We start from the raw sequence: 26,609 nt of genomic DNA, 5'->3' as shown, positions 1-26,609 counted from the left end.
CGGAAATCCGCTGCTGGAAACGGCAAGGCCCGGTGGGCGGCGCGCACTTGAGCGCACCGCCCACCGGGCCTCGAACCAGGGCTACTTGAGCCAGGCGTTGACCTTCCCCCGGTTCGCCTCCACCCACTTCTTCGCCGCCGCCTCCGGTGTCATCCGGTCCACGGCGATGTACTTGGCGACGATGTTCTGGTCGTCGTTGGTCCAGTGGAAGTTCTTCACGAGGTCGTAGGCGGGGGAACCGGACTTCGCGAAGCGGGTGCTGACGATCTTGTCGAGGTCGTAGACGGGGTAGTCACAGGCGATCTTCTCGGCGTCCGCGTCACAACCGGTCTTGTAGGCGGGGAGGTTGACCTTCACCAGGGGCACTTCGGTCATGAACCACTGCGGCTCGTAGAAGTAGCCGATCACCCACTCCTTGTTCTTCTCGGCCTTGCGGTACGCCTGGATCAGGGCGGTCTCGCTGCCCGCGTACACCACCTTGAAGTCGAGTTTCAGGTTCTTGACGAGGGCTTCGTCGTTGGTGACGTAGGAGGGGTCGCCGTCGAGGAGCTGGCCCTTGCCGCCGGACTCGGAGGTCTTGAAGTTCGCGGCGTACTTGTTGAGGTTCTTCCAGTCGGTGATGTCGGGGTGGGCCTTGGCCAGCCACGGGGGCACGTACCAGCCGATGACGCCCTCGTTGCCGGTGGAGCCCGCCGAGACGGCCGTCTTCTGACCGCCGATGTACTTCGCCTTCAGATCGTCGTGCCCCCAGTTCTCCAGGACGGCGTCCACCTCCCCGGTCCCGAAGCCCTGCCAGGCGATCTCCTCCTTGAGGTCCTTCTGGACGACCTTGCACCCCAGGTCGTTGGCCGCGACGTACGCGACGACCGCCGCGTCCGCCTGGTAGCCGACCCAGGGGTTGACCGCGAGGTTGAAGGTGCCGCAGTCGCCGCGCGCGCCCGCGGCGGGCGCCATGTCGCTGACCTTCGCCCAGCCGCACCCGGTGAGGGCCAGCGACAGCACGACACCGCCCAGTACAGCTCGCCTCAGTCGTGTCATCGCGTCGTCCTCCGTGCGGCGGCCTGCGTGATCCGGTCGAACATGACGCCGAGCAGCACGATCGCGAGCCCGGCCGCGAGCCCCTTGCCGTACAGCTGGCCCTGCGAGAACCCGGCGACGACGTCGTAGCCGAGGGCGCCCGCGCCGACCAGTCCGCCGACCACGACCATCGACAGGACGTAGATCAGCCCCTGATTGGTGGCGAGGGTCAACGCGCCTCGCGCCATGGGCAGTTGGACCTTGGTGACGAGCTGCCAGGTCCCGGCACCGGCGGAGGTGGCCGCCTCCACGGTCGTCTCGGGGACCTTGCGCACCCCGTCCGCGATGATCTTGATGGCGACGGGCGCCGCGTACACCACGGCCGCGACGATCGCCGTGAACCGGGTCGCCCCGAACAGCGCGAGGAACGGCACCAGATAGACGAACGGCGGCATGACCTGCGCCGCGTCCAGCGTGGGCCGCAGCACCCGGTCGACCGCGCGGCTGCGGGCCATCCAGACGCCGAAGACGACGCCCAGCAGCATCACCATGACCGTCGCGACGGCCGTCGAGGCGAGCGTCGTCATCGCGTCGGACCACACGCCCGTCCCGATCAGCAGCCCCACGCACACCGCCGCCGTGATCCCGGCGCGCACGCCTCCGAGGACCGCGCCGACGCCGGCGAGCGCGGCGCCCACGAGCCACCACGGGGAGTCGGTGAGCAGCGTCTGGAAGGGGTTGAGCAGGCCGGTCGTGACGGCGTCGCGGAAGCCGTTGGTCAGGCCGGAGAGGTGGTCCTGCGCCCAGGTCGTCGCCGAGTCGGCGGCGCTCGCGATCTTCGCGCCGGTCTGCCCGCTGCCGGGGAACCGCGCGGCCCACACGTAGACATGGGACAGGTAGACCATGACGGCGACGCCCACCGCGCCGGCCGCGAGCAGGTGGCGGCGCCACCGGAAGTCGCCGCGCTCCCGGTCGGCGGCGGCCGTGGTGACCCGGTCCAGGACGATCGCCATGACGACGATCGCGAGGCCCGCGTTGAACGCCGTCCCGACGTCGAGGGACTGCAACGCCTGGACGACGGTCTTGCCGAGGCCGGGCGCGTCGATGAGGGCGGCGATGGTGACCATGGCGAGCGCGGCCATGATGGTCTGGTTGACGCCCATCACGACCGTCCGGCGGGACATCGGCAGCAGCACCTTGCGCAGCGCCTGCCCCCGGGTGGCGCCCAGGGACTCGGCGGCCTCGACGGTCGCCTGGGGGACGGCGCGGATGGCGTGCGAGGTGATGCGGATCGCGGGCGGGGCGGCGTAGATGACGGTCGCGATGGTCGCGGACGCCGGGCCGATCAGGAAGAACAGGGTGAGCGGGGCGAGGTAGACGAACGTCGGCATCGTCTGCATGAAGTCGAGGAACGGTGTCACGATCCGGTTCACCCGGTCCGACACGCCCGCCCAGACGCCCAGCGGGATCCCGACCAGCAGGGCGAGGAGCACCGCCGAGAGGGTGAGCGCGAAGGTGTCCATGCTCTCCTGCCACAGGCCCTGGAGCCCGAGGAAGGTGAACCCGGCCGCCGCGAGCAGCGCCACCCGCCAGTTCCCGACGGCCCAGGAGACCAGCGCGACGATGCCGACGACCCCGAACCAGCCGATCTGCGGGAGGGGACGGCCGTCCGGCGGCTGCGAGATCAACTCCTGGACGAAGACGGCGAGATGGTCGATCGCGGCGCGGATGTCGTTGAAGAAGTACTGGAAGACGGGGTTGGAGTCGCGGTTCGCGCCGATGGAGTCGTTGACGTCGTTGAACCAGCGGTGCAGGTCGGTCAGATCGGCCGCCGCGAGCGACAGCGTCTGCTTGCCCTTCAGCACGGTGAACAGCAGCAGCCAGCCCACGAGGATGGCCGCGACCGCCCGGGGCCGGGTGAACCGGAACCCTGACGGCACGTCAACTTGCTTGGGTGGCGCGGGTTTCGCCGGTTTTTCGAGCGTTGTCGTCATCGACCGGCCACCACCGCGAGGATCTCCTCGTCGCCGACGATCCCGAGCAGCTTCCCGTTCTCGACGACCTTCACGGGTTTCTCGGCGGCGAGAACCGCGCGGGTGGCTTCGCGGACGACGACGTCGGGGCCGAGTTCGGGGCCGTCGAGGGCGTCGCCGTCCTGCGCGGGGCGCATGATCCAGCGCAGGGTGAGGACGTCGCCGCGCGGCACGTCCCGCACGAACTCGCGGACGTAGTCGTCGGCCGGGGCGCCGACGAGTTCGTCGCCGGTGCCGCACTGGACCATCTTGCCGTCGCGCATGATGAGGATGCGGTCGCCGAGTTTCAGGGCCTCGGAGAGGTCGTGGGTGATGAACACCATGGTCTTGCCGACCTCGTGGTGCAGGCGGACGACCTCGCTCTGCATGTCACGGCGGATCAGCGGGTCGAGCGCGGAGAAGGGTTCGTCGAAGAGCAGGACCTCGGGATCGCCCGCCAACGCCCGGGCCAGGCCGACGCGTTGCTGCATACCGCCGGACAACTGGTCGGGGTAGGAGTTCTCGTACCCGGCGAGGCCCACCAACTCGACGACTTCCATAGCCCGTTGGATCCGTTCGGCCTTGCCGGCGCCGCGTATCTCCAGGCCGAAGGCGACGTTGTCGACGACCTTGCGGTGGGGCAGCAGCCCGAAGTGCTGGAAGACCATGGAGAACTTGCGCCGGCGCAGGTCGCGCAGCCGGGCGGGGTCGGCGTCGCGGATGTTCTCGCCCTCGAAGACGACCTCGCCCGAGGTGGGTTCGATCAGCCGAGTGAGACATCGCACCAGGGTCGACTTGCCGGAGCCGGACAGCCCCATGACGACGAACACCTCGCCCGGGGCCACCTCGAAGCTGACGTCACGTACGGCGGCCGTGCAGCCGGTGCGGTCCATGAGTTCACGGCGGCCGAGGCCGCGCAGTTCCTCGGAGCCGGGGACCTTGTCGGCCTTCGGTCCGAACACCTTCCACAGGTCACGCACGGAGATGACCGGGGTACCGTCCGAATCCTTGGGTGTGCCGCGCAGCTTGGGCACCTCGGTCTGTGTGGGGAGCACAGTCGGACCTCTTTTCAGGTGTCTCCCGGCGTGTCAGCCGCTGAACCAGCGCTGCGGCCGGGGTCGGATGTTCTGCCAGATGTGTTTGGGCTCCCGGTATTCGTCGAGGCCGGTCGGTCCCAACTCCCGGCCCACTCCGGAGCGCCCGAAGCCACCCCATTCCGCTTGCGGCACATAGGGGTGGTAGTCGTTGATCCACACGGTGCCGTGGCGCAGCCTCCTGGCGACGCGCTGCGCCTTGCCGGCGTCCTCGGTCCACACGGCCCCGGCGAGGCCGTACTCCGTGTCGTTGGCGATGCGGACGGCGTCGTCCTCGTCGGTGAACCGCTCGACGGTCAGGACAGGTCCGAAGGACTCCTCGTGGACGACGCGCATGTCCTGGGTGCAGGCGTCGAGCACGGTCGGCGGGTAGTAGAAGCCGCCCGCGAGGGCGGGGTCGGCGGGCCGCTCGCCGCCGCAGCGCAGGACGGCGCCCTCGGCGATGCCCGCCGCGACGTACGCCTCGACCTTCGCGAGGTGTCGCGCGGAGATCAGCGGCCCGGTCTCGGCGTTCGCGTCGAACGGGCCGCCCAGCCTGATGAGTTGAGCTCGGCGGACGACCTCGTCGACGAAGCGGTCGTGCAGCGCGTCCTCGACGATCAGTCGGGCGCCGGCCGAGCAGACCTGGCCGGAGTGGAGGAAGACGGCGGTGAGCGCGAAGTCGACGGCCGTCTCGAAGTCGGCGTCGGCGAACACCACGTTGGGGTTCTTGCCGCCGAGTTCGAGCGCGGTCTTCTTCACGGTCGCGGCGGCGCTCGCCATGATCCGCTTGCCGGTCTCCAGGCCGCCGGTGAAGGAGACCAGGTCGACGTCGGGGTGGTCGGCGAGGGGTGCGCCCGCCTCGGCGCCCGCGCCCAGGATCAGGTTCGCGGCGCCCGCCGGCAGGCCGGCTTCTTCGAGGGCCCGCATCAGCAGGATCGCGGTGGAGGGGGTCAGCTCGCTGGGCTTCAGGACGATCGTGTTGCCCGCGACCAGCGCCGGTGCGACCTTCCAACTCGCCTGGAGCAGCGGGTAGTTCCACGGGGTGATCAGTCCGCAGACGCCGACGGGGGCGTACTCGACGCGGCTGATCGCGTCGTCGCGGCCGGTGTCGATGACGCGGCCCGCGGCGGTGCCGGCGAGGCCGCCGTAGTAGCGCAGGCAGGAGACGACGTCCGCGATGTCGTACTCGCTCTCCACCAGCCGTTTGCCGGTGTCGAGGGATTCGGCGCGGGCGAACTCCTTGGCGTCGCGCTCGATCAGGCCGGCGGTGCGCAGCAGGAGGGCGCCGCGGTCGCGTTCGGGGGTGTGCGGCCAGGGGCCGGTGTCGAAGGCGCGGCGGGCGGCGGCGATCGCCGCCTCGGTGTCGGCCCGGGTCGCCTCCGACACGCTCGCCACGAGCGAGCCGTCGGCGGGACATCGGATCTCCCGGTGTCCTCCCGCGGCCGAATCCCGCCACTCACCGTCCACGTACAGGTCTGCCACGCGCCGTGCCCTTCCGGAAGGAAATGCCCCGTATCGAGATTCGTTGCGCATAGTGCATCTGATTGCTTGTGGTGGAACACAGTGACGAACAGCCGAGGCTCCGTCAAGGGGTTCGCTGATGACGATTTCGCCAACCGGGCACTTGGCACGGTGCCCTTGACCTCCGTCCACGCCGACCTGACCATGTTGCGTATAGCTCACCGCGTTGTGTGATACGCATCAACGGAGGCCGCTTCCATGTCCCCTCGTACGCAATCCGGCCGTGAGTTCGTCCTCACCGTCTCCTGCCCCGACAGCGCCGGACTGGTCCACGCCGTGAGCGGGTTCCTCGTCCGCAACTCGGGCAACATCCTGGAGAGCCAGCAGTTCGACGACCGGCTCAAGGGACGCTTCTTCATGAGGGTCCACTTCGACGTCTCGGACCCCGCTACGGATCTGGAACAGCTGTGTTTCCGGTTCGGTCCCGTCGCGCAGGCGTACCACATCACCTGGACGCTGCGGGACGCCGCGACGCCGACCCGGACGCTGATCATGGTGTCCAAGTTCGGGCACTGCCTCAACGACCTGCTCTTCCGGAGCCGTTCGGGCGCGCTGAACATCTCGATCCCCGCGATCGTCTCCAACCACCGTGACTTCGAAGGGCTCGCCGAGAGCTACGGCATCCCCTTCCACCACATCCCCGTCACCAAGGAGACCAAGCCCGAGGCGGAGGCGCGCCTCCTCGATCTGGTGCGCGAACTCGACGTCGACCTCGTCGTGCTCGCGCGGTACATGCAGGTGCTCTCCGACGACCTCTGCAAGGAGCTGGAGGGGCGCGCGATCAACATCCATCACTCGTTCCTGCCCAGCTTCAAGGGAGCGAAGCCGTACGACCAGGCCCACATGCGGGGCGTGAAGCTGGTCGGGGCGACCGCCCACTACGTCACGTCCGACCTCGACGAGGGCCAGATCATCGAACAGGACGTGATCCGCGTGGACCACTCCCTGGCGCCGGGGGATCTGGTGACGGTGGGGCGGGATGTGGAGGCGCAGGTGCTGGCGCACGCGGTGAAGTGGCACTGCGAGAGCAGGGTGATGGTGGACGGGAACCGCACGGTGGTGTTCCGCTGAACCGGCAATTCCCGGCGCGCGGTTGACGGGGACCGTATGGTGGAGGGGAAACGCATCAGCGCCCGCCGCGATCCAGGATCCGCGGGCCGGACGGGGGAAGAAAGGTGCGTGCCCGGTGTCGGTCGGGCTCCTCTCCAGCATCGCCGCCGTGTTCTACGGCTGCACGGTCTCCGTTCTCGCCCTCACCGCGACGTTCTCCCGCAGCCGCGCGCTGCGGCGTGAGGCGCGCAGTACGTTGGCCGTGCTGATGCCGGGGCGGCGGGACGAGAGCTGAACGGGCGGGCGGAGCCGGGGGTTTCCGGCTCCGCCCGCCCGTTTCTGTATACGACTCCGCCCGTTTCCGTATACGGCTAGCCCGCCTGCCGCTGGGCGTCCCGGTGGCGGTAGTACGCCGCCTCCGACGCCGGCAGGGGGGCCTTGCCGAGGATCAGGTCGGCGGCCTTCTCGGCGATCATCATGACCGGGGCGTAGATGTTGCCGTTGGTGACGTAGGGCATGACCGAGGCGTCGACGACGCGCAGGCCCTCCACGCCGTGGACCCGCATCGAGGTGGGGTCGACGACGGACATCTCGTCGGTGCCCATCTTGCAGGTGCAGGAGGGGTGCAGGGCGGTCTCGCCCTCCTTCGCGACCCAGGCCAGGATCTCCTCGTCGGTCTCGACGGAGGGGCCGGGGGATATCTCGCCGTCGTTGTAGGGGGCCAGCGCGGGCTGGCTCAGGAGCTTGCGGGCGACCCGGATCGCCTCGACCCACTCGCGGCGGTCCTGTTCCGTGGAGAGGTAGTTGAAGCGCAGGGCGGGATGGACGCGCGGGTCGCGGCTCTTGATCTTCACGGAGCCGATCGCGTCGGAGTACATGGGGCCGACGTGGACCTGGTAGCCGTGGCCGCCCGCCGGGGAGGAGCCGTCGTAGCGGACGGCGATGGGGAGGAAGTGGAACATCAGGTTGGGGTAGTCGACGTCCTCGTTGGAGCGCGCGAACCCGCCGGCCTCGAAGTGGTTGGTGGCGGCGGGCCCCTTGCGGAAGAGCCACTGGAGCCCGATGAAGGGGGCGCGCCACTTGGCCATGTACGGCTGCATGGAGACGGGCTGTTTGCAGGCGTACTGGACGTACACCTCCAGGTGGTCCTGAAGGTTCTCGCCGACGCCGGGCAGGTCGTGCACGACGTCGATGCCGAGCGCGCTCAGCTCCTCGGCGTTGCCGACGCCCGACACCTGAAGGAGCTGGGGGGAGTTGATGGCGCCGCCGCAGAGGATGACCTCACGGGCGAACACCTGCTGGGCGGCGCCGGGCCCGCGTTCGTACTCGACGCCGACCGCGCGTTTGCCCTCGAAAAGGATCCGGGTGACGAACGCCCGTGTCTTCACGGTGAGGTTGGCCCGCTTGCGGACGGGCCTCAGGTACGCCTTGGACGCGGACAGCCGCCGGCCGCGGTGGACGTTGCGGTCGAAGGCGGCGAACCCTTCCTGGCGGTAGCCGTTGACGTCGGGGGTCGGGGCGTACCCGGCCTGTTCGGTGGCCTTGAGGAACGCGCCGAACAACGGGTTGGCGGCGGGCCCGCGTTCGAGGACGAGGGGACCGTCGTGGCCCCGGAAGGGGTCGTCGGGGTCGGCGGCGAGGCAGTTCTCCATGCGCCGGAAGTAGGGCAGGCAGTGGGCGTAGTCCCAGGTCTCCATGCCGGGGTCGGCGGCCCAGCGCTCGTAGTCCATGGGGTTGCCGCGCTGGAAGATCATGCCGTTGATGCTGGAGGACCCGCCGAGGACCTTGCCGCGCGCGTGGTAGACGCGCCGGCCGCCCATGTGGGGCTCGGGCTCGGACTCGTACTTCCAGTCGTAGAACCGGCTGCCGATGGGGTAGGTGAGTGCGGCGGGCATGTGGATGAAGACGTCCCAGGGGTGGTCGCTGCGGCCCGCCTCAAGGACCAGGACCCGGTTCGCCGGGTTCGCGGAGAGCCGGTTCGCCAGTGCGCTGCCTGCCGAACCGCCGCCGACGATGACGAAGTCGTACTGCGGTGCTGCCATGGTGCCTCGTCTTCCCTCGCGCCAGTGGTACGCCGGGAATGCTAGTGCTGGGCGCGCTATGCGCACCAGGTTGCGGTAAGCGCAACTTGGAACGTCTTTGCTACGGCCGTGTTGCTTGCGGCCGCGTTGTTTACCGCGCGTATAGTTTCACTGTGAGCAACTACACGCCTGATACCGAGACGTCCACTTCCCAGGCCGGCGGGGTCCAGTCGGTCGATCGCGCGATCAGCGTCATGGAGATCCTTGCCCAGCGCGGCGAAGCCGGGGTCAGCGAGGTGGCGGCGGAGATCGAGGTTCACAAGTCCACCGCGTTCCGCCTGCTCGGTGCCCTGGAGGCGCGCGGGCTCGTCGAACAGGCCGGTGAGCGCGGCAAGTACCGGCTCGGCTTCGGCATCGTGCGCCTGGCGGGCGCGGTGACCGGCCGCATAGACATCACCCAGCAGGCGCGGCCGATCTGCGAACGGCTCGCGGAGCAGATCGGCGAGACCGTCAACATCGCGGTGCTCCAGGAGCACTACGCGATCAACCTGTACCAGGTGCGCGGCCCCGGCGCCGTCGCGGTGCACAACTGGGTCGGCCAGCTCACGCCGTTGCACGCCACCTCCAGCGGCAAGGTGCTGCTCGCGCACCTCCCGGCGCCCGAGCGCGCGGCCCTCCTCGCGGAGGCGGGCCTCAAGAAGCTCACCCCGCGCACGATCACGGCGAAGACCAAGTTGGAGAAGAACCTCGTCGAATCGCTGGAGCGCGGGTACGCGTACACGCTGGAGGAGCTGGAGGTGGGGCTGCACGCCATGGCCGCCCCGATCCGGGGCCGGGACGGCGACGTGATCGCGGCGCTGAGCGCGTCCGGGCCCGCGTACCGGTTCACCGAGGACCGGCTGCACAGCCTGGCGCCGGTGCTGCTGAAGGGCGCGGAGGAGATCAGTCACCGCATGGGGCACCTGGGCTGAGCCCCGGTTCAGCGTGTCTGGGCAGGCTCCCCCAGCCGCTCCAGGACCCACTCGTGGAACGCCCCGATGTGGTGCTCGCTGGGCACCAGCACGCCCCCCTTGGCGTACATCCGGGAGTGCATGCCGGGCTGCGTGCGCTCGCAGGCGTCGAAGTCCTGCTGGTTGACGCGGTGGAACAGCTCCACGGACCGGCTGACGTCCTTGCCGGACTCGACGACGTGCGGCAGGTAGAGCCAGTCGCACTCCACGATCGTCCGGTCGGCCGCCATCGGGTACATCCGGTGGAAGATCACGTGGTCGGGCACCAGGTTGATGAACACCTGCGGCTTGACGGTGATCGCGTAGTACCGCCGGTCCTGGTCGTCCGCGACCCCGGGGATGCGGTCGAGCCCTTCGGAGCCGTCGACGGTGAACCCCTGGACGTCCTCGCCGAACTCGGCACCGTGCCCGACGTAGTACTGGGCGGCGTAGCCGTCGGCGAACTCCGGGAGGACTTCGGTGAGTTCGGGGTGGATCGTGGCGCAGTGGTAGCACTCCATGAAGTTCTCGATGATGAGCTTCCAGTTGGCCTTGACGTCGTACACGATCCGTTTGCCGAGCGACAGGTTGTCCATGTCGTAGTGGTCGATGGACTCGGTGTCGCCGAGGCGTTCGACGACCGCGCCCATCACGTCGTCCTCGAAGGACGGCGGGTTCTCGGCGAGGCAGACCCAGACGTAGCCGAGCCATTCGCGCACGTGCACGCTCACCAGGCCGTACTCGGTGCGCCCGACGTCGGGCATCTTGGTGAGGTTGGGGGCGGCGACGAGCTTGCCGGTGAGGTCGTAGGTCCAGGCGTGGTACGGACACTGGAAGGCGCGCTTGACCTCGCCTCTCTCCTCCGTGCACAGCTTGGCGCCGCGGTGCCGGCAGACGTTGAAGTAGGCGCGCACCGAGTTGTCGCGGGCGCGGGTGACGAGGATGGACTCGCGGCCCACGTCCACGGTGCGGAACGCGCCCGGTTTGGGGAGGTCCGCGGCGCGCGCGACGCAGAACCACATCGTCTCGAAGATGCGCTCCTGCTCCTGGGCGAAGATCCCCGGGTCGGTGTAGGAGGAGCCGGGGAGGGTGGCGATCAGGCTGTCCGGCAGGCTGGTCGAGGTCACGGGGCACTCCTCGGGTTGCGTCGTGAAGGGGCGTTCAGGCGGCGGCGAGCTGCTTGCGCCAGCGGGTGAACAGCCGGGGCTGGTTCATCCCGAGGACGGCGACGGGGGTGTCCCCGCGCCGGTAGACGGCCAGGACGTCACGGTCGCCGGGGCTGCCCGCCTCGACGGTGACGCTGTCGGCGCCGGCCGCGTGGCCGGCGAACTGGATGCGCACGCCGTACTGGTCGGACCAGAAGTACGGCGGCCTCGGCACGCCCGCGCTCGCACCGTCCCCGGCGAGCAGGGCCGCGATGGCGGCGGCGGGCCGCTCCAGGGCGCCGGTCCAGTGCTCGACGCGGCGGTGTCCCGCGGTGCGCGGGTCGTACCAGTTGGCGCAGTCGCCGACGGCGACGACGCCGGGGACGCCGGTCCGGCCGTCCGCGCCGCACGTGACGCCGTTGTCGAGGGGGACGCCCGAGCCGGCCAGCCACTCCACGCAGGGGCGGGCGCCGACGCCGACGACGACGATGTCGGCGGGCAGGGTCCGCCCGTCCTCCAGCAGCACGGCGTCCACGCGCCGCTCCCCGCCGAGGCCCTTGACGCCGGTGCCGCACAGGAGGCGGACGCCGTGGTCGGTGTGGAGGCCGGAGACGACGGCGCCCATCTCGGCGCCGAGGGGTCCGGCGAGCGGGGTCGGGGCGGCCTCGACGACGGTCGCCTCCAGGCCGAGGGCCTGTGCGGTGGAGGCGACCTCGGCGCCGATGAAGCCACCGCCGATCACCACGAGCCGTCCGCCCTCGGCGAGTTCGGCCTTCAGCGCGACGGCGTCGTCCAGGGTGCGCAGGGTGTGCACCCCGGCCAGGCCCTCCGAGCCGGGCAGGGTGCGGGCGGCGGCGCCGGTGGCGATGACGACGCCGTCGGCGGCGACCCTGCGGCCGTCGCCGAGCAGGACCGCGCGGTCGCCCGCCGCGAGGTCGAGGCCGGTGGCGCGGGCGCCGAGCAGCCACTCGGCGGCCAGGTCCTCGTCGTCGGTCTCCAGGGCGAGGTCGGCCGCGGTGAGGGTGCCGGCCAGGAACTCCTTGGACAGCGGGGGCCGGTCGTAGGGGCGGTGGACCTCGTCGCCCACGACGATCAGCCGGCCGTCGTAGCCCTGAGTGCGCAGGGCGCGGACGGCCGAGAGGCCAGCGAGGGACGCCCCGACCACGGCGACCGTTCTCACGCGGGCCCCTTGGCGAGCCGGGAGGCCACGCAGGGCGGCAGGTTGGGGGCGTCGGTGGACACCTTCACGTGGATCATTCCGTCCTCGATGACGACCTCGTGGGTACGGACCGGGAGTTTGGCGGGCGGGGAGTCCACCGCGCCGGTCCTCAGGTCGAACTTCGAGGCGTGCAGGGGGCATTCCACCTCACAGCCCTCCAGCCAGCCGTCCGCGAGCGAGGCGTCCTGGTGGGTGCAGGTGTCGTCGATGGCGTAGAGCTCGCCGTCGTCGGTGTGGAACACCGTGACCGGCGGGTCGATATCGAGCCGGTGGGCCTCACCTCGCGGCAGGTCCGCGAGACGGCACGCGGGAATCATCATGACACCTCGGTGCGTATAGCGAAACGGATTGCGGTAAGCGCAACGCCAGTGTGGGGGCGGCCAGAACCGTTGTCAAGGAGTCCAAAGGCCCCCGTTCCCGGCCGAGTTCGGGGCAGCCCGAAGCGCCCGTCCCACCCCGCGTGAGCAGGGGGAACGGGCGCGGTGCGCTGGTTGTGACGTGCGGTCAGAAACCGCGCTTCAGCCACTCCTCGACGTGCGGCGCCTCGGCGGCGACCGTCGTGGTGTCCCCGTGCCCGGTGTGGACGACGGTCTCGCCGGGCAGGGTGAGCAGCCGGTCCCGGATCGAGTCGACGATCGTCGGGAAGTCGCTGTAGGAGCGCCCCGTGGCCCCGGGGCCGCCCGCGAACAGGGTGTCCCCGCTGAACAGGGCCCCGAGGCCGGGCGCGTACAGGCAGACGGCGCCCGGCGCGTGGCCGGGGGTGTGCAGCACCGTCAGCTCGGTGCCGCCGACGGTGATGACCTGCCCGTCCGCCAGCTCGCCGTCGGGCGCGCGGTCGGGGTGGGTGTGCTTCCACAGGGGCAGGTCGCCGGGGTGCAGCAGCACCGGGGCGGCCAGGCCGAACGCCGCGTTGACGTGGTCGTTGTGGGCGTGGGTGCAGACGACCGCCTTCAGCCGTCTGCCGCCCACCGCCCGCGCGATCGCCTCCGCGTCGTGGGCGGCGTCGATGACGATCACCTCGTCGTCGTCGCCGACGATCCAGACGTTGTTGTCGACGTCCCAGGTGCCGCCGTCGAGCGTGAACTGGCCCGAGGTGACGAGGTGTTCGATGCGGGCGGGCATCAGAGGACGACCACGGAGCGCAGGACGTCGCCCTGGTGCATCCGCTCGAACGCCTTCTCCACGTCCTCCAGTTGGATGGTCTCGGTGACGAACGCGTCCAGGGGCAGGCGACCTTGGAGGTAGAGGTCGATCAGCATCGGGAAGTCCCGTGAGGGCAGGCAGTCGCCGTACCAGGACGACTTGAGGGAGCCGCCGTGCCCGAAGACGTCCAGGAGCGGGAGTTCGAGCTTCATCTCGGGCGTGGGGACGCCGACGAGGACGACCGTCCCGGCCAGGTCCCGTGCGTAGAACGCCTGCTGGTACGTCTCCGGCCGGCCGACCGCCTCGATCACGACGTCCGCGCCGAACCCGCCCGTCAGCTCCCGGATCGCCTCGACGGCGTCCGTGCCACGGGAGTTGACCGTGTGGGTGGCGCCGAGCTCGGCGGCGGTCTGGAGTTTCTTGTCGTCGATGTCGACGGCGATGACCTTCGCCGCGCCCGCGAGGCTCGCGCCGACGACGGCCGCCGCGCCGACGCCGCCGCAGCCGATGACGGCGACCGTGTCGCCCCGGCCCACGTTGCCGGTGTTGATGGCGGCGCCGATGCCCGCCATCACGCCGCAGCCGAGCAGGCCGGCGGCGGCCGGGGAGGCGGCTCTGTCCACCTTGGTGCACTGGCCCGCCGCGACGAGGGTCTTCTCCGCGAACGCGCCGATACCGAGGGCCGGGGCGAGTTCGGTGCCGTCCAGGAGGGTCATCCTCTGCTTCGCGTTGTGCGTGTTGAAGCAGTACCACGGCCGCCCACGCAGACACGCCCGGCAACTCCCGCACACCGCACGCCAGTTCAGAATCACGAAGTCCCCGGGCGCGACATCCGTCACCCCCTCCCCCACCGACTCCACAACCCCCGCCGCCTCGTGCCCCAGCAGAAACGGGAACTCGTCATTGATCCCGCCCTCCCGATAGTGCAGATCGGTGTGACACACCCCGCACGCCTCGATCCTCACCAACGCCTCCCCCGGTCCCGGGTCGGGCACGATGATCGTCTCCAGCGAGACGGGGGCGCCCTTTCCTCTCGCGACGACAGCACGGACCTGGTGAGCCATGACCACTCCCGAGTTCGATGTTGCTTATTGCGGTACACATCTCAAGTAACGCAACACAGCATCGGGGAGGTGCCCTACGGGGGTCAAGAAGGGCGGCGGGAGTACGCACGGCGGCGAGGTGAGATCATGAAGGGGTCGGTACTACAGGACTGTAGAGGAGTGCAGGTGTTCGAGGGGCTGAAGAACCTCAAGGAGCTCAAGGAGAAGGTCGAGGGGCTGGCCGGGGAGCACGGGGACAAGATCTCGGCGGGGCTGGAGAAGGCCGGGGAGTTCATCGACGAGCGGACCGGCGGGAAGCACGGCGACAAGATCGACACGGCGGTCGACAAGGCGCAGGACTACCTCGGCAAGCTGGGCGAGAAGAAGAGCTGACGGCACGTCAACAGGGCGCTCCCGACTGGTGGTTGGGGGCGCCCTGTCGGCGTTCACGCGGGCGTGTCGGTGTTCACTCGGGCGTGTCGGAGTCCAGGATCTTCGCCAGGTTCTCCAGCGTGGGGTGGATCTCGCGCTGGAGGGCGGTGACGTCGAGACCGTCGTCGCCGAGGATCGTCAGGAGCGCGCGGTCGTTGACGGCGAGGACGACGATGTGGCGGTCGGCGCTGCGGGTGGTGACGTCGCGCAGACCGGTGCCGCCCGCCTCCTCGGCCATGCGCCGGGCGAGGCTGTAGGTCGCGGCGGTGAGGGCGGCCACGGACTCCGCGTGCACGGCGTCGACGTCGGCGGCGACCAGGAGGCCGTCGACGGTGGAGATCACCGTCTCGCTGACCCCCATCACCCCTTCGCGCAGCGCGGTCAGCACCTCGACGAGCGGTTCGGACTGGTGGACTTCGGTCATCGGCGATCCCTGCTGGTGAGCGGTGACGTGCGAGGTGGGGCGGGGAGGTGAGAGCCTGTGTCATATCCCCGGTCGGATAGCGCGCGTCGTCTGGCGCGTGCGATCGCAAGGCGGCGGGCGCCCGGCCGGGGATATGACACAGGCTCTCAGGGCAGAGCCGCGAGGAGGTCGCGCACCCGGTGCAGGACTGCTGTCTCAGGCTGGTGCTCCTTGAGGTCCGTGGGGGCGGGGCGGCCGGGCGAGGTGCCGGGGCGGCGGACGGGGAGCGGCGGCGGGGTGTCCGCGACGAGGGGTTCGCTGCCGGTCCGCCGTCGCCGGGCGAGCGCGAGGTATCGCTGTCGGGACTTCCTGCGCCGGCGCGGGTTCACACGGTATCCGATCGGTGAGGGTGGTGTGTCCCCGGCGTTCGCTGCGGCAGCGGGGTGCCGCCCGCCGGGGCGTGGGGTGCCCCGGCGCGACGTACGGGGACGCGAAGTGCCGTACTGGGGCGGCCCGTTGGCGTCACGTCGGGGTGGATGAGGCCGAGCGTGCGCAGGTGCGCCAGGTCGAGCATCACGGCGTACGTGCCGCGCCCCAGCGCGAAGGCGAGGTCGCGCGGGGTACGGCGGCCGTTCACGGCGTCGAGGACGTCCGTGTGGCGGGCGCGCAGCGTGGCGGGGCGGGCGGTGTCCGTCGCGCGGAGCCTGGTGCGGGCCAACTCGCTGGGAGAGCCCCAGAGTTCGGTGAGGACGGCGAGGCGGCGCGTGGTCTCGGCGGCGACGAGGTGCGGGGCGAAGGCGCGGGCGGCGACGACGTCCGGGGCCGGGTCGCGCACCTCCCAGACGGCGCCGGGGCCCAGCGCGAGGGCGAAGGCGCCGTCGAACAGGGCTGCCGTGCAGGTGACTTCGAACTCCTCGGGGCTCAACAGGCCGCGCTTGTGGAGCTGTTCGTCCAGCGGACCGTCCGCAGCGCGGGCCGCCGCCCATGAACGGTCGTCCACACGACCGGACTTGAGGAGGACCGACTCCACGCCCGGGGCGCCGGGGGTGTCCACGGCGACGACCAGGCCGGCGCGGACGTGGATCGTGCCGCCCGGGGTGCCGGAGACGGCGACGGCGGCGTCGCGGCGTTCGTCGTGCAGGCCGGCCAGCAGGGCGGGGAGGTTGCGTGGGGCCGGCGCGGGCGTCATGCGCCCACCTCGGCCGCGTACAGGCCCAAGTGGTGCAGAACCAGGGCCAAGTTGGCCTGGCCGCGCTCCAACGCGGCCGTCAGCAGCAGGGGATCACCCCGTCTCGGGACCGTCGCGACGACGAGCTGGCGGCGGCTGCCCGTGATGACGATGCTCTCCAACTCCCCTTGCGCACCCGCCGCGTTGAGGCCGGTCTCGACGAACTCGGCGAGCCTGCCGCACTCGACCGGGTCCGAGCCGCCGGCGCCCGCGTCGCCGTACGTCAGTCCCGTGACCGCGTCGATGAGCGAGACACCTGTGACGCCCGGCAGTTCGAGGAGGCGACTCAGGGAGGCTTCGACTGATGACAACGGGACTCCCTCTTCACTATTGCTTCACATGACAACGGGAAGCACAGTAGTTTAATCCGAAAGGTTCAGGACAGGGCGTCAGTCGCTCAATTTCTGACCCGTCGTCACATCGCAGTGCAGCACCGCGTGAACAGAGCGAAGGACAGGACCCATGAACATCGAGACCGCGCTCAAGGAAGCGATGACGATCGACGGCGCCCTGGGTGTCGCCCTCGTCGACTACGAGAGCGGGATGTCCCTCGGCACCCTCGGCGGCGGCCAGGGTCTCGACCTGGAGGTCGCCGCCGCCGGCAACACCGAGGTCGTCCGCGCCAAGACCCGCACCCTCGAACTGCTCGGCATGGAGGACACCGTCGAGGACATCCTCATCACCCTCGGCGCGCAGTACCACCTCATCCGCCCCCTCGGCAGCACCAGCGGCACCCTCTTCCTCTACCTCGCCCTCGACCGGACCCGCGGCAACCTCGCGCTGGCGCGCCACGCCCTGAAGCGCATCGAGCGGGAACTGGAGGTCTAGGACCGTCCGCTCTCCGGGACGGCAACACGAACGAGGGCGGAGCCTCGGTGGCCCCGCCCTCGTCGTCATGCTCGACAACCGTGCCGGCTAGCGGCCCCACGCCCACTTCAGGCGGTCCGCGCCGGACTTGTTCGTCGTGGCGAGCCAGGGGTTGGCGGCCGGGCCCGTGAGGGTCTGGAGGGAGTACGTGTCGCCGGTGCGCAGGCCGGGCCAGTAGACGGAGCCCATGCGCAGCTCGCGGAAGACGTCCGTGTCGGCCTGGATGAAGGAGATCTCGTTGTTGCCGACGTTGGACCCGTTGTAGTCGAGGCCGCTGGTCATGGTCGCGCCGAACTCGTCGGCCACCGTGCGGTAGGCGCAGTCGCCGAGGCGGGCCTTGAGGTCGGTGACCCACTCGTCGTAGGTGCGGTTGCCCCAGAAGCCGTAGTGGTGCAGGGACAGGTACGTGCCCTTGAGACGCGGGTCGGCGCAGACGGAGACGACGCTGTCGTTGTAGCCGGAGCCGCTGACGAAGATCCGGTCGCGCGGGATCTTCGGGAACGTGCCGATCCACTTCGCGGCGATGTCGGCCCAGTCGGACGGCGCGTAGCCGTGAGGCTCGTTCATCGGCTCGAAGTACACGCGGCTGTTGCCCTGGAACGCGCTGGTGACGGTCTTCCACATCGGCCAGTACGTCGCCGTGTCGTCGATGAAGCCGTCCCGCTTGTCGCCGGCGCCCTCCCAGTAGGAGACGATCACCTTGAAGCCCTGGCGGGTCGCCGCGTCGATGACCGCGCGGTAGGAGTGCCAGTACGTCCCGTTCACCGTGTACGGGTTGATCGGGATGCGGACGGTGTTCGCGCCCAGGTTCGCCCGGAACGCCGAGATGATCCGCGTGGCCTTGTGGTAGGTCTGCGCGTACGTGTCCGAGAGGGACAGGCCCGACAGGACGACCTCGTCGTTGGCGAAGTTGTCGCGCGGGTCCGCCCAGTTGACGCCCTTGAACTGGCTCGTGTTCACCGGGGTCGCGGCCGCGCGGTCCGCGGCGGACGCCGGGACACCGGCACCCAGCGCCGCGACACCGGCCAGGGCCACGGCGGTGGCGACCAGCGAACGGACGCGGGGACGCCGGGAGTGGGAGGAACGCAGGGGCACGGCAGTACCTTCTTACGGTTGAACGCGGCTCCCGCCTCGCATCGGCCGGCGCCCGCTGTCTGACCTGGGGTGATCAACGCGGTGAGTCTGGGTCGGAGCGCACAACGTTGTCAAGGGTGTTGCGCCCAGGTTTCAGAAAGCGCTTACCCAAAACCCGCGTCAGGCGAGTTGCGGGTCAGTTGCGTGTCACTTGCCTGGCCGGGCCGTCTCGCCGCTGCCATCGTCCGAGGCATCCGGATGCGCAGCGCGCGCATCCGCAAGGAAGGGGATGGCATGTCTGTGATCAGGCGTCGTATCGCGGTGCTCGCGGGGGCCGTCGGGCTGCTGGCCGGATCGACGGTCGCCTCGGCGTCCGCCGCCCCGCCGGCCCCCTCATGTCCGGAGGGCTGGTTCTGCTTCTGGGACGGCCCGAACTTCCAGGGCTCCCGGGGAAGGCTCTCGGACTGCGGTGTGCAGTATCTGAGCACCTGGGGCTGGGGCAACCGCATCGAGTCCTCGTACAACAACACCAACCGCACGGTCCAGTACTCCGACGCGACGACCGGGGCCGTCTGGTTCGACGCTCCGTACTCCGCCTACGGCTGGGTTCCCGTTCCCAACGCGGCGGACCGGGTCGAACGGCTCTGCTGAGTTCCGCACATCCGGGGTTCTCGTTTTTGCCGTATCCGCAAACTCAGAGCACTGCTGACCCGGTCCGGCCTGAGTCTTGGCGGGCACTGTTCCCGGACCGCAGAGGCAGATGTGACCACGACGACGCACCCCGTTCCACCCGTGCTCAGCGCGCGCAGACGTTGGACGGTGCTGGCCGTCTGCTGTCTGAGCATGTTCCTGGTGGGCCTGGACACCACGATCGTCAATGTCGGGCTGCCGGCCATCGGGCGCGGTCTGGGCGCCGATACGCGCGGTCTCGAATGGATCGTGGACGCCTACACCCTCGTCCTGGCCAGTCTCCTGATCTCCTCCGGCGCGCTGGCGGACCGCTTCGGGCGCCGGCGGGTGTTCCAGTGCGGGCTGGCCGTGTTCGGCGCGGCGTCGCTGCTCTGCGCGCTCGCCCCGTCGGCGGGTGTGCTCGTCGCGGCCCGCGCCGTGCAGGGCGTCGGCGCCTCGATGCTCAGCCCCGTCGCGCTCGCGATCGTGGTGAACGCGATGCCCGACGCGAAGGAGCGGGCGCGGGCGATCGGGGTGTGGGCGGCGGTGTTCGGGCTGAGTACGGCCGCCGGACCCGTCACGGGCGGGGCGCTGCTCGCCGGGCTCGACTGGCGGGCGCTGTTCTGGATCAACGCGCCCGTCGTCGTGGCCGCTCTGCTGCTCAGCGCGGTGTTCGTGCCGGAGTCCCGGGCGGCGCGGCCCCGGCGGCTCGACCTGCCCGGCCAGCTTCTGCTGACCATGGTCCTCGCGGTCGTGGTCGGCGTCCTGATCGAAGGGCCTCGCCTCGGCTGGACGTCGCCCGTGGCGCTGGCGGGGTACGCGTGGGCCGTGCTGGCGGCGGCCGGGTTCGTGTGGGTCGAGTCCCGTCGGCCCGAACCGCTCATGGATGTGCGGCTGTTCGCGCGTCCGGCCTTCGGCGGTGCCGTCGTGGGCGCGGTGGCGGTCTTCGTCGCCCTGAACATGACGCTGCTGCTGAACACCCTCTACCTCCAGCACACCCGGGGGTGGGCGCCGCTGGCCGCCGGGGTGGCGACCTTGCCGCTGGCCGTCGGAGCCACCGTCTGCGCACCCTGGTCCGGCCGCATGGTCGGCGACAAGGGACCCCGGCTGCCGTTGCTCCTGGCCGGCGGGTTCATCACGGCCGGCGCGCTCTGCCTGGTCCGGCTCACCCCGCACACGAGCGTGCTCCTGCTGACGGCCGCGTACGCTCTCATCGGCGTCGGGTTCGGCTTCGCCAACGCCCCGATCACCACCACCGCGGTCGCCGGACTGCCACCCGCCCGTGCCGGCGTGGCCGGCGCGATCGCCTCCACCGCACGGCAACTCGGCGCCGCCCTCGGCATCGCCCTCGCCGGCGGCCTGGTCACGGCCGCCGCCCCACAAGAACTCGCGCACGCGTCCCGTCCGGGCTGGATCCTCGTCGCCGCCTGCGGCGCCCTGCTCCTCCTCATCGCTCACGCCTCACACCCGAGGAACACCTCAACGGGCCCCGCGCGGTGAACCGCGTACCTCGGAGCGGGCGCACCGCCGGCGGGGATCCGGCGTTGTACCACCACAGGACCGGACGCGGCGGCCCCGCATACCCCCGCTCGGCCGTCGACGGATCCGGTGGCGCCCCGCCCGGTGGGATGGCCGTGCGGGCGGTCGGCCCGCGTCCGGAGCCGAAGGGGTGGGGGCGGTGGGTTCTGCCGGCGGAGGGGCTGTCGTGGGCGGACGCGGGCGGCGTCGAACCGGGCCCGCCGGACGCCGGCGAGGCCGGTGACGGCCGGAGCCGCGCCGGGGGCGAGACTCTCGATCACCAGTCGGTCTCCTGACGCCCCGAACACCCCGGTATTCTCACGGGAGTTGTCCAACTCGACCTCGCCCGGGACGAGTTGTCGCCACAGGCGCCGGTCCGGACGCTGATGCGGAGTGCGTGGGACCGCGTCTGACAGGCCGTCTTGTCCGGTGTGCGCGGGGCCCGTTCGGCCCCGTGGCCGTCATCGGCGGGGCCGTGGGGGTGAGGGGCGCTTCCGGAGGTGCCTGAACCACCCCGCGGCCGAAGCGCCGGTCGTCGTCCCGCGCGAGCACTGGTCCCCCTGTCGAGCGCACCGGTCCCCGCCGGGCCCCCTCACAAGAACGCCGATCCCGACCCCCCGTCCGCGGAGAACGGGCGTCGCCCGAGCGGCCCCGCTCCGATCGGTGGCGCCTGGATGATCCGCGCCAAGTCGCGCTGTATCCCCTCCGCCTCGGCTCGGACCTGGGCCGGTATGTCCCCGCGCTCGGCGACGAGGCGGTCGAAGATGGGGGTGTAACTGAACACGTCGAGTCTGTTTTCCTGCCTGATCGGCCCAGCACACAAGGCACCGGGCGCCGCCGCATACGGTGCTGAGCCTACGGGGTGGATCATCCCCCGCGCCCCGCCACCCTGACCATGCCCACGCCGACCACACGCGCCGTACACGATCACCCCGCGCCCCGCCTGCCCGAACCGGCCCTCGCCCGCCGGTGCCCCGCGCCGTGGTGCGGCGACGCGCGGCCCACGCCCCGGCAGGCCGGCCGGCGTGGTGCCGACGTGCGCGGACGGTTCGCACCCCGGCCGGGCGAGCGGGCCGGCGGACGCCGCTTCGGCTCCGGCCGGAGAACGACAGCCGCATGCCCCCTGGCTGGACGCCGGGTGATGTACCCACGCGAGGCTGTCGACCCTCGCCCGGAGGCGACAGCATCAGCGGGCCGACCTGCCGAGCCACCGGCTCCCCGCGGGTACACCGGCGGGACATCACCGGAAACCGCCTCAGCACAGCCACCGCGCCACAGCCACCGCAACACCGCCCCCGCCTCGTCACAGCCAGCGCGGCACCGCCCCGGCCGGCGCTCCTCCGCACCCCCCTCCCGCCCGGAGCCCTCGCCGGCACCCCCTCCCCCGCCCCCATCACGCCCCCTCACGCCTCCGTCAGCAACCGCCACCCCGGCGCGTAGTTCCCGTGCAGCACCAGCGACGCCGCCCCCACCGCCCCCACCGTCTCCCCGATGACGCTCGGCTCGACGGCGATCGCGCGGATGGTGCGGGCGACGGACGTGCGGTTGACGGCGGCTTCGATCTCCTCGCGCATCAGGCCCTCGATGCCGCGCAGCGCCTCGCCGCCGAGGACGATGCGTTCGACGTCGAGGAGGCTGGTCGCGCCCCGGGCGGCCTGGCCGATGCGGCGGGCGGCGCGGTGGACGGCGTCGACGGCGGCGGGGTCGCCGGCGCGGGCGGCGCGGCGGAGGGCCTTCCAGTCGAGGTGGACGGTGTCGGGTGCGGCCTTGAGGCCGATGCGGGCGGCGGCGCCGAGGCCGTGCCGGGCGACGAGGTCTTCGACGATGGCGGCGGGGCTGCAGTAGGGCCCGAGGCAGTCGTTCGCGCCGCACTGGCAGATCCGGTCGCCGGGCTCGACCGGCATGTGCCCGAACTCCCCGGCGTTCCCCGAGTCCCCGTGCAGGACGGTGTTGTCGAGGACGATCCCGGCGCCGACCCCGGTCCCGAGGTAGACGAAGAGGAAGCTCCCGGCGCGCTCGGCGCCCCCGATCCACCGCTCCCCTATGGCCGCGGCGGTCGCGTCGTTGTCGAGGGCGACCGGCAACCCGGTGGCCGTCGCGAACATCTCGGTCAGCGGCACTCTCCCCCACCCGGGAAAGTTCGGCGGCGAGACGACGGCCCCGCTGCTCCCGTCGAGCGGCCCCGGCGCGGCGATCCCGAGCCCGAGCAGCCGCCCCCGGTCGACCCCGGCCCGCTCGACGAGCCGCAGCGCCGCGCGCGCGACCCGATCGACAATGCCGTCCGCGTCCCCGGGGTCGGTGAGCCGCAGCCGGCGGCTGCCGACGACCTGCCCGGAGAGGTCGACGACGACGATGACGGCGGCGTCGGGGTCGAGGTGGACGCCGACCGCGTAGGCCCCGTCCGCGCGCAGCGACAGCAGCGTGCGCCGTTTGCCCCCGTTGGACGGCGCCTGCCCGGCCTCGGCGACGAGACCGGCGTCGAGGAGTTTGCGCACGACGTTGGAGACGGTCTGGTTGGTGAGCCCGGTCAGCGCGGCCAGCTCGACCCGGCTGACCTCGCCGCGCGTGCGGACCGCGTCGAGGACGACCGCCTGGTTGTAGCCACCGACGCGCGGCAGGTTCGTCCCGCTCGGCGTCGTCACCTGACTCCCCTGGGGCGCCCGCGCCCCGTCCGTCACACGTGTTGCCGGAGTCTGCTGCCTCACCCGTACCACCTGGACCCCTCACCTCGACCCGGCCGCTCCCCCAGAGCGCGTCGTGGCCGGAAGTTTACACGCAGGAAGCATTGACTTAATCCATCAATTGGATTTAGCTCAGGACCGTCAAATCCGGCCGCAGGGGCCGGGCGATGTGGCGCCGAGGCCAGGTCAGAGCGGCGCACACGTTCGCCCTCGTGGCCGAGATCAAGCCAGAAAATCTCGTCCTTCCCCCAGGTTTCGCGTTCCGGAGGAACCACTGTGCGCACGAGAATCGTCACCGCCGCGGCGTTCACCGCCGCCACCGCACTGGCCGTCACCGCCTGCGGTTCGGGGTCGTCAGGCAGTTCGTCGAAGACCGTCAAGGTCGTCTACTGGCAGAACCTGAACAGCTCGGTCAAGCTCCAGGCCGACTTCCTCTCCTCGATGGTCAAGGAGTTCCAGGCCGCGAACCCGGGCACCAAGGTCCAGCTGGTCCCGGTCACCGCCTCCGAGAACGACTACTACACGAAGATCCAGCTCATGATGCGGTCCCCGTCGACCGCCCCCGACCTGGTCTACGAGGACACCGCGCTGATCAACTCCGACATCGCGGGCGGCTACCTCAAACCCCTCGACGCCTACACCGCCCAGTGGGCGGACTGGCCGAAGTACGCGGCGGCCTCGAAGGGCGCGGTGACGGGCGCCGCCGACGGCAAGGTGTACGGCGTCCCGGACAACACCGACACACGCGGCATCTGGTACAACAAGCAGCTCTTCCAGAAGGCCGGGATCGCGCTCCCCTGGCAGCCGAAGACGTGGGACGACGTCCTCGCGGCCGCCCGGACCATCAAGGCGAAGCTCCCCGGCGTGACCCCGCTGAACCTCTACACGGGCCAGGCCGGCGGCGAGGCGTCCTCGATGCAGGGCTTCGAGATGCTGCTGTACGGCACGCGGGCGGGAGGCAACGCCCTGTACGACGCCTCGAAGAAGAAGTGGGTCATCGGCAGCCAGGGCTTCAAGGACTCCCTCGAATTCGTCCACACCGTCTACAACGACGGCCTCGGCCCGGCCAAGGAACAGGCGCTCGGCGCCAACTTCGGCACCACGGTCGGCACCGAACTCATCCCCCAGGGCAAGCTCGCGATCGACATCGACGGCTCCTGGATGCCGAACAACTGGGGGACGACGAGCCCGACGCCGTGGAAGGAGTGGAACACGGTGATGGGGACGGCGGCGATGCCGACCCAAAGCGGGCAGGCGCCCGGCGCCACCAGCATGTCCGGCGGCTGGGCGTGGTCGATCCCGGCGAAGGCCAAGAACCCCGACCTGGCCTGGAAGTTCCTCTCCGGGACGCTCCAGACGAAGGCCAACTCGGCGAAGTGGAACATCCTCAACGCCTCCATCGCCGTGCGCTCGGACGTCGCCGCCGACCCCGAGTACCTGAAGGCCGTCCCGACCAACAAGTTCTTCACCACGCTGGTCGCCGACACCCACTACCGTCCGGGCCTGCCCGAGTACAACCAGGTCTCGACGGCGATCCAGAAGGCGATGGAGTCGGTGACGACCGGGCAGGCGTCCGCCGACAAGGCCGCAGACACATTCGACAACGATGTCAAGTCGGCGGTGGGGGACGAGAACACCGTCGAGGGCGCCCGGTGACCGCCGTCTCCCCGGTGCCGTCCCGCGAGCAGCGCACTCGCGGGACGGCGCCCTCGCCGGTCATCCGTTCCCTGCTGCGCGGGCTGCCGACCGTCCCGGCGGTCGTCCTGCTCGCGGTGTTCCTCGCCGGGCCGATCGCGTACTGCGTGTACTACGCGTTCACGGACATGCAGCTCACCGGCGCGTCCGGCACGAGCTTCGTCGGCGTCGACAACTTCACGCGCGCGTTCCAGGACGCCGACTTCCTGAACGCGGTGAAGCTGACGCTGGTGTTCGTCGTCGGCTCGGCGGTCGTCGGGCAGAACACGCTGGGGCTCGCGCTCGCGATCCTGATGCAGAAGGCCAGCAAGCCGGTGCGCTCGCTGATCAGCGGCGTCGTCATCGCGGCCTGGGTGCTGCCCGAGGTCGTCGCCGGTTACCTGATGTACGCGTTCTTCTTCGACCAGGGCTCGCTGAACTCGCTGCTCGACGCCGTCGGCCTGCCCACCCAGAACTGGCTCTACACGATGCCGATCCTCGCGGTGTGCCTGGCCAACGTGTGGCGCGGGACGGCGTTCTCGCTGATGGTGTTCAGCGCCGCCATCAACGACGTGCCCGCCGAACTCACCGAGGCCGCCGAGATGGACGGCGCGAACGCCTGGCAGCGGCTGTGGCGGGTGACGCTCCCGGTCATCAGGCCGACCATCCTGACGAACCTGATGCTGATCACCCTCCAGACCCTGTCGGTGTTCGGCCTCATCTACACGATGACGCGCGGCGGGCCCGGCAACAAGAGCGAGACCCTGCCGATCTTCATGTACCAACAGGCGTTCCAGAACAGCCTGATCGGCTACGGCACGGCGATCGCGCTGGTGCTGCTGGTGGTCGGCGCCCTGTTCTCCGTCGTCTACATCCGCCTGCTCAAGTTGGAGGACGACTGATGACCGCCGCCCTCACCACCCCGCCCGTCACCAAGGTCCCCGCGGCACCGGCCGCGCCCCGCAAACGCCGCCTGCGGCTGGGCACGTCGACGGTGAACCTCGTCCTCGTCGCGGTGTCGGTCGTGTACGTCCTGCCGCTGCTGTGGATGGCCCTCGCCTCCGTCAGCGACCTCAACACGTTCAAGCTGAAGCTGCCCGACTCGCTCACGCTGGACAACTTCGACGCGGTCCTGAACGTCGACACGACCTTCCGGCCGATGCTCAACAGCCTGCTGCTGTGCGGTTTCGGCACGGCGATCACGGTCGTGGCGTCCATCCTGTGCGCGTATCCGCTCTCGCGGTACCGGTCGCGGGTGCGACGGCCGTTCCTCTACACGATCCTGTTCTCGACGGGGCTGCCCATCACCGCCGTGATGATCCCCGTCTACAGCATGTTCGTGCAGGTGGACCTCATCGACTCGATGCCGGGCACGACGCTGTTCCTGGCGGCGTCGTCGCTGCCGTTCGGGATCTGGCTGATGAAGAACTTCATGGACGGCGTGCCGGTCGTCCTGGAGGAGGCCGCCCGGATCGACGGGGCGAACACGATGCAGGTGCTGTGGCGGGTGGTGCTGCCGCTGATGCGCCCCGGGGTCGTCGTGGTCACCATCTTCACGTTCATCGGCATGTGGGGGAACTTCTTCGTCCCCTTCATCCTGCTGCTCTCGCCGGAGAAACTGCCCGCGTCCGTCAGCGTGTTCACCTTCCTCAGCGCCCATGACCAGACGCAGTACGGGCAGTTGTCGGCGTTCTCGATCATCTACTCGCTGCCCGTCGTGATGCTGTACCTGCTGCTGGCCCGCAAGCTGGGCGGCGGTTTCGCGCTCGGCGGCGCGCTCAAGGGCTGAACCCGCCCCGGAACACGCCGGCTTCCCCCACTTCTGCT

Annotated in this window: 26 protein-coding genes; 10 read left to right on the top strand and 16 right to left on the bottom strand. The window is 70.6% G+C overall.

Translation table 11 applies throughout. The features are described from left to right. Window positions 1–81: 81 nt before the first annotated feature. Genes IAG44_RS37900 through IAG44_RS37885 form a run of 4 tightly spaced genes read right to left on the bottom strand, consistent with a single transcriptional unit; the run spans window position 82 to window position 5,587 of the window. Window positions 82–1,038: an ABC transporter substrate-binding protein gene (locus tag IAG44_RS37900; RefSeq protein ID WP_187751585.1), complete on the bottom strand. Its 957-nt coding sequence runs from the start codon at window positions 1,036–1,038 to the stop codon at window positions 82–84. Continuing rightward, window positions 1,035–3,011 carry an ABC transporter permease gene (locus IAG44_RS37895; protein ID WP_187751584.1) on the bottom strand — a complete coding sequence of 659 codons (1,977 nt, stop codon included), beginning with the start codon at window positions 3,009–3,011 and terminating at the stop codon, window positions 1,035–1,037. The genes IAG44_RS37900 and IAG44_RS37895 overlap by 4 nt, the downstream gene beginning before the upstream one ends. Beyond that, complete coding sequence (locus IAG44_RS37890) at window positions 3,008–4,084, bottom strand: quaternary amine ABC transporter ATP-binding protein (protein WP_187751583.1); 1,077 nt, start codon at window positions 4,082–4,084, stop codon at window positions 3,008–3,010. The genes IAG44_RS37895 and IAG44_RS37890 overlap by 4 nt, the downstream gene beginning before the upstream one ends. Before the next feature lie 33 nt (window positions 4,085–4,117). Next, window positions 4,118–5,587 (bottom strand): aldehyde dehydrogenase family protein, encoded by a 1,470-nt coding sequence (locus IAG44_RS37885; protein ID WP_187751582.1) that lies wholly within the window; start codon window positions 5,585–5,587, stop codon window positions 4,118–4,120. A gap of 237 nt (window positions 5,588–5,824) precedes the next feature. On the opposite strand from IAG44_RS37885, the gene purU reads away from it, so the two are divergent. Together purU and IAG44_RS37875 are read left to right on the top strand one after the other, a co-directional pair. Next, on the top strand, window positions 5,825–6,697 hold the full coding sequence (gene purU / locus IAG44_RS37880; RefSeq protein ID WP_187751581.1) for a formyltetrahydrofolate deformylase: 873 nt from the start codon (window positions 5,825–5,827) through the stop codon (window positions 6,695–6,697). Window positions 6,698–6,812: 115 nt separating this feature from the next. After that, a complete protein-coding gene (locus IAG44_RS37875) occupies window positions 6,813–6,971 on the top strand; it encodes a hypothetical protein (RefSeq protein ID WP_187751580.1) in 159 nt (52 codons plus the stop codon). Window positions 6,972–7,047: 76 nt separating this feature from the next. Here the strand turns inward: IAG44_RS37875 and betA are convergent, their stop codons facing one another. After that, window positions 7,048–8,718, bottom strand: coding sequence for a choline dehydrogenase (gene betA, locus IAG44_RS37870; RefSeq protein WP_187751579.1), 1,671 nt, complete (start codon window positions 8,716–8,718; stop codon window positions 7,048–7,050). Between the two features lie 152 nt (window positions 8,719–8,870). Here betA and IAG44_RS37865 point away from each other — a divergent pair, with 152 nt between their 5' ends. Further along, window positions 8,871–9,668: an IclR family transcriptional regulator gene (locus IAG44_RS37865; RefSeq protein WP_187751578.1), complete on the top strand. Its 798-nt coding sequence runs from the start codon at window positions 8,871–8,873 to the stop codon at window positions 9,666–9,668. 8 nt (window positions 9,669–9,676) lie between these two features. On the opposite strand, the gene IAG44_RS37860 is transcribed toward IAG44_RS37865, so the two are convergent. The 5 genes from IAG44_RS37860 to IAG44_RS37840 form a co-directional block, all read right to left on the bottom strand. Continuing rightward, window positions 9,677–10,813 carry an aromatic ring-hydroxylating oxygenase subunit alpha gene (locus IAG44_RS37860; protein WP_187751577.1) on the bottom strand — a complete coding sequence of 379 codons (1,137 nt, stop codon included), beginning with the start codon at window positions 10,811–10,813 and terminating at the stop codon, window positions 9,677–9,679. Between the two features lie 34 nt (window positions 10,814–10,847). Further along, the gene (locus IAG44_RS37855) at window positions 10,848–12,011 is read right to left on the bottom strand and encodes an NAD(P)/FAD-dependent oxidoreductase (protein ID WP_187751576.1); all 1,164 of its coding nucleotides are present in this window, start codon (window positions 12,009–12,011) and stop codon (window positions 10,848–10,850) included. Further along, entirely contained in the window at window positions 12,008–12,370 is a 363-nt protein-coding gene (locus IAG44_RS37850) for a bifunctional 3-phenylpropionate/cinnamic acid dioxygenase ferredoxin subunit (protein WP_187751575.1), read from the bottom strand. Before IAG44_RS37850 ends, IAG44_RS37855 begins: the two co-directional genes overlap by 4 nt. Window positions 12,371–12,554: 184 nt before the next feature. After that, window positions 12,555–13,172 (bottom strand): MBL fold metallo-hydrolase, encoded by a 618-nt coding sequence (locus IAG44_RS37845; protein ID WP_187751574.1) that lies wholly within the window; start codon window positions 13,170–13,172, stop codon window positions 12,555–12,557. Then, window positions 13,172–14,257, bottom strand: coding sequence for an S-(hydroxymethyl)mycothiol dehydrogenase (locus tag IAG44_RS37840; RefSeq protein WP_187751573.1), 1,086 nt, complete (start codon window positions 14,255–14,257; stop codon window positions 13,172–13,174). The genes IAG44_RS37845 and IAG44_RS37840 overlap by 1 nt, the downstream gene beginning before the upstream one ends. Before the next feature lie 165 nt (window positions 14,258–14,422). Between IAG44_RS37840 and IAG44_RS37835 the strand changes: the two genes are divergently transcribed. Further along, a complete protein-coding gene (locus IAG44_RS37835; protein ID WP_246562391.1) occupies window positions 14,423–14,629 on the top strand; it encodes an antitoxin in 207 nt (68 codons plus the stop codon). A 73-nt stretch (window positions 14,630–14,702) separates the two neighbouring features. Here IAG44_RS37835 and IAG44_RS37830 read toward each other — a convergent pair whose 3' ends face one another. The 4 genes from IAG44_RS37830 to IAG44_RS37815 form a co-directional block, all read right to left on the bottom strand. After that, window positions 14,703–15,092 carry a roadblock/LC7 domain-containing protein gene (locus IAG44_RS37830; RefSeq protein ID WP_187751571.1) on the bottom strand — a complete coding sequence of 130 codons (390 nt, stop codon included), beginning with the start codon at window positions 15,090–15,092 and terminating at the stop codon, window positions 14,703–14,705. A 146-nt stretch (window positions 15,093–15,238) separates the two neighbouring features. Then, the gene (locus IAG44_RS37825; protein WP_187751570.1) at window positions 15,239–15,460 is read right to left on the bottom strand and encodes a hypothetical protein; all 222 of its coding nucleotides are present in this window, start codon (window positions 15,458–15,460) and stop codon (window positions 15,239–15,241) included. Beyond that, complete coding sequence (locus tag IAG44_RS37820) at window positions 15,457–16,260, bottom strand: hypothetical protein (RefSeq protein WP_187751569.1); 804 nt, start codon at window positions 16,258–16,260, stop codon at window positions 15,457–15,459. Before IAG44_RS37820 ends, IAG44_RS37825 begins: the two co-directional genes overlap by 4 nt. Then, the gene (locus IAG44_RS37815) at window positions 16,257–16,610 is read right to left on the bottom strand and encodes a hypothetical protein (RefSeq protein WP_187751568.1); all 354 of its coding nucleotides are present in this window, start codon (window positions 16,608–16,610) and stop codon (window positions 16,257–16,259) included. The genes IAG44_RS37820 and IAG44_RS37815 overlap by 4 nt, the downstream gene beginning before the upstream one ends. A gap of 151 nt (window positions 16,611–16,761) precedes the next feature. Between IAG44_RS37815 and IAG44_RS37810 the strand changes: the two genes are divergently transcribed. Beyond that, window positions 16,762–17,127, top strand: coding sequence for a hypothetical protein (locus IAG44_RS37810; protein ID WP_187751567.1), 366 nt, complete (start codon window positions 16,762–16,764; stop codon window positions 17,125–17,127). 87 nt (window positions 17,128–17,214) lie between these two features. Here IAG44_RS37810 and IAG44_RS37805 read toward each other — a convergent pair whose 3' ends face one another. Continuing rightward, entirely contained in the window at window positions 17,215–18,261 is a 1,047-nt protein-coding gene (locus IAG44_RS37805) for a cellulase family glycosylhydrolase (protein WP_187751566.1), read from the bottom strand. Window positions 18,262–18,534: 273 nt separating this feature from the next. Between IAG44_RS37805 and IAG44_RS37800 the strand changes: the two genes are divergently transcribed. Next, entirely contained in the window at window positions 18,535–18,891 is a 357-nt protein-coding gene (locus tag IAG44_RS37800) for a peptidase inhibitor family I36 protein (protein WP_187751565.1), read from the top strand. Between the two features lie 111 nt (window positions 18,892–19,002). Beyond that, the gene (locus IAG44_RS37795) at window positions 19,003–20,409 is read left to right on the top strand and encodes an MFS transporter (protein ID WP_187751564.1); all 1,407 of its coding nucleotides are present in this window, start codon (window positions 19,003–19,005) and stop codon (window positions 20,407–20,409) included. Between the two features lie 1,421 nt (window positions 20,410–21,830). Here IAG44_RS37795 and IAG44_RS37790 read toward each other — a convergent pair. Next, window positions 21,831–23,069 (bottom strand): ROK family transcriptional regulator, encoded by a 1,239-nt coding sequence (locus tag IAG44_RS37790; RefSeq protein WP_246562389.1) that lies wholly within the window; start codon window positions 23,067–23,069, stop codon window positions 21,831–21,833. A gap of 315 nt (window positions 23,070–23,384) precedes the next feature. Here IAG44_RS37790 and IAG44_RS37785 point away from each other — a divergent pair, with 315 nt between their 5' ends. Genes IAG44_RS37785 through IAG44_RS37775 form a run of 3 tightly spaced genes read left to right on the top strand, consistent with a single transcriptional unit; the run spans window position 23,385 to window position 26,571 of the window. After that, window positions 23,385–24,764 (top strand): extracellular solute-binding protein, encoded by a 1,380-nt coding sequence (locus tag IAG44_RS37785; RefSeq protein ID WP_187751562.1) that lies wholly within the window; start codon window positions 23,385–23,387, stop codon window positions 24,762–24,764. Further along, window positions 24,761–25,684, top strand: coding sequence for a carbohydrate ABC transporter permease (locus IAG44_RS37780; RefSeq protein ID WP_425508497.1), 924 nt, complete (start codon window positions 24,761–24,763; stop codon window positions 25,682–25,684). The genes IAG44_RS37785 and IAG44_RS37780 overlap by 4 nt, the downstream gene beginning before the upstream one ends. Continuing rightward, window positions 25,684–26,571, top strand: coding sequence for a carbohydrate ABC transporter permease (locus IAG44_RS37775; RefSeq protein WP_187751561.1), 888 nt, complete (start codon window positions 25,684–25,686; stop codon window positions 26,569–26,571). The genes IAG44_RS37780 and IAG44_RS37775 overlap by 1 nt, the downstream gene beginning before the upstream one ends. Window positions 26,572–26,609 lie beyond the last annotated feature (38 nt).

Source organism: Streptomyces roseirectus (assembly GCF_014489635.1).
Taxonomy (GTDB): domain Bacteria; phylum Actinomycetota; class Actinomycetes; order Streptomycetales; family Streptomycetaceae; genus Streptomyces; species Streptomyces roseirectus.
The sequence above is the reverse complement of the archived record's forward strand: the minus strand, read 5'-3'. Positions and strand labels throughout refer to the sequence as shown.

What these genes read in the sequence shown, in the direction of transcription:
- IAG44_RS37800 (WP_187751565.1), top strand. Translation starts at nt 18,535, where the DNA reads ATGTCTGTGATCAGGCGTCGTATCGCGGTGCTCGCGGGGGCCGTCGGG.
- IAG44_RS37895 (WP_187751584.1), bottom strand. Translation starts at nt 3,011, where the DNA reads ATGACGACAACGCTCGAAAAACCGGCGAAACCCGCGCCACCCAAGCAA.
- IAG44_RS37820 (WP_187751569.1), bottom strand. Translation starts at nt 16,260, where the DNA reads ATGACGCCCGCGCCGGCCCCACGCAACCTCCCCGCCCTGCTGGCCGGC.
- IAG44_RS37900 (WP_187751585.1), bottom strand. Translation starts at nt 1,038, where the DNA reads ATGACACGACTGAGGCGAGCTGTACTGGGCGGTGTCGTGCTGTCGCTG.
- IAG44_RS37775 (WP_187751561.1), top strand. Translation starts at nt 25,684, where the DNA reads ATGACCGCCGCCCTCACCACCCCGCCCGTCACCAAGGTCCCCGCGGCA.
- IAG44_RS37810 (WP_187751567.1), top strand. Translation starts at nt 16,762, where the DNA reads ATGAACATCGAGACCGCGCTCAAGGAAGCGATGACGATCGACGGCGCC.
- IAG44_RS37840 (WP_187751573.1), bottom strand. Translation starts at nt 14,257, where the DNA reads ATGGCTCACCAGGTCCGTGCTGTCGTCGCGAGAGGAAAGGGCGCCCCC.
- IAG44_RS37830 (WP_187751571.1), bottom strand. Translation starts at nt 15,092, where the DNA reads ATGACCGAAGTCCACCAGTCCGAACCGCTCGTCGAGGTGCTGACCGCG.
- betA (WP_187751579.1), bottom strand. Translation starts at nt 8,718, where the DNA reads ATGGCAGCACCGCAGTACGACTTCGTCATCGTCGGCGGCGGTTCGGCA.
- purU (WP_187751581.1), top strand. Translation starts at nt 5,825, where the DNA reads ATGTCCCCTCGTACGCAATCCGGCCGTGAGTTCGTCCTCACCGTCTCC.
- IAG44_RS37850 (WP_187751575.1), bottom strand. Translation starts at nt 12,370, where the DNA reads ATGATGATTCCCGCGTGCCGTCTCGCGGACCTGCCGCGAGGTGAGGCC.
- IAG44_RS37845 (WP_187751574.1), bottom strand. Translation starts at nt 13,172, where the DNA reads ATGCCCGCCCGCATCGAACACCTCGTCACCTCGGGCCAGTTCACGCTC.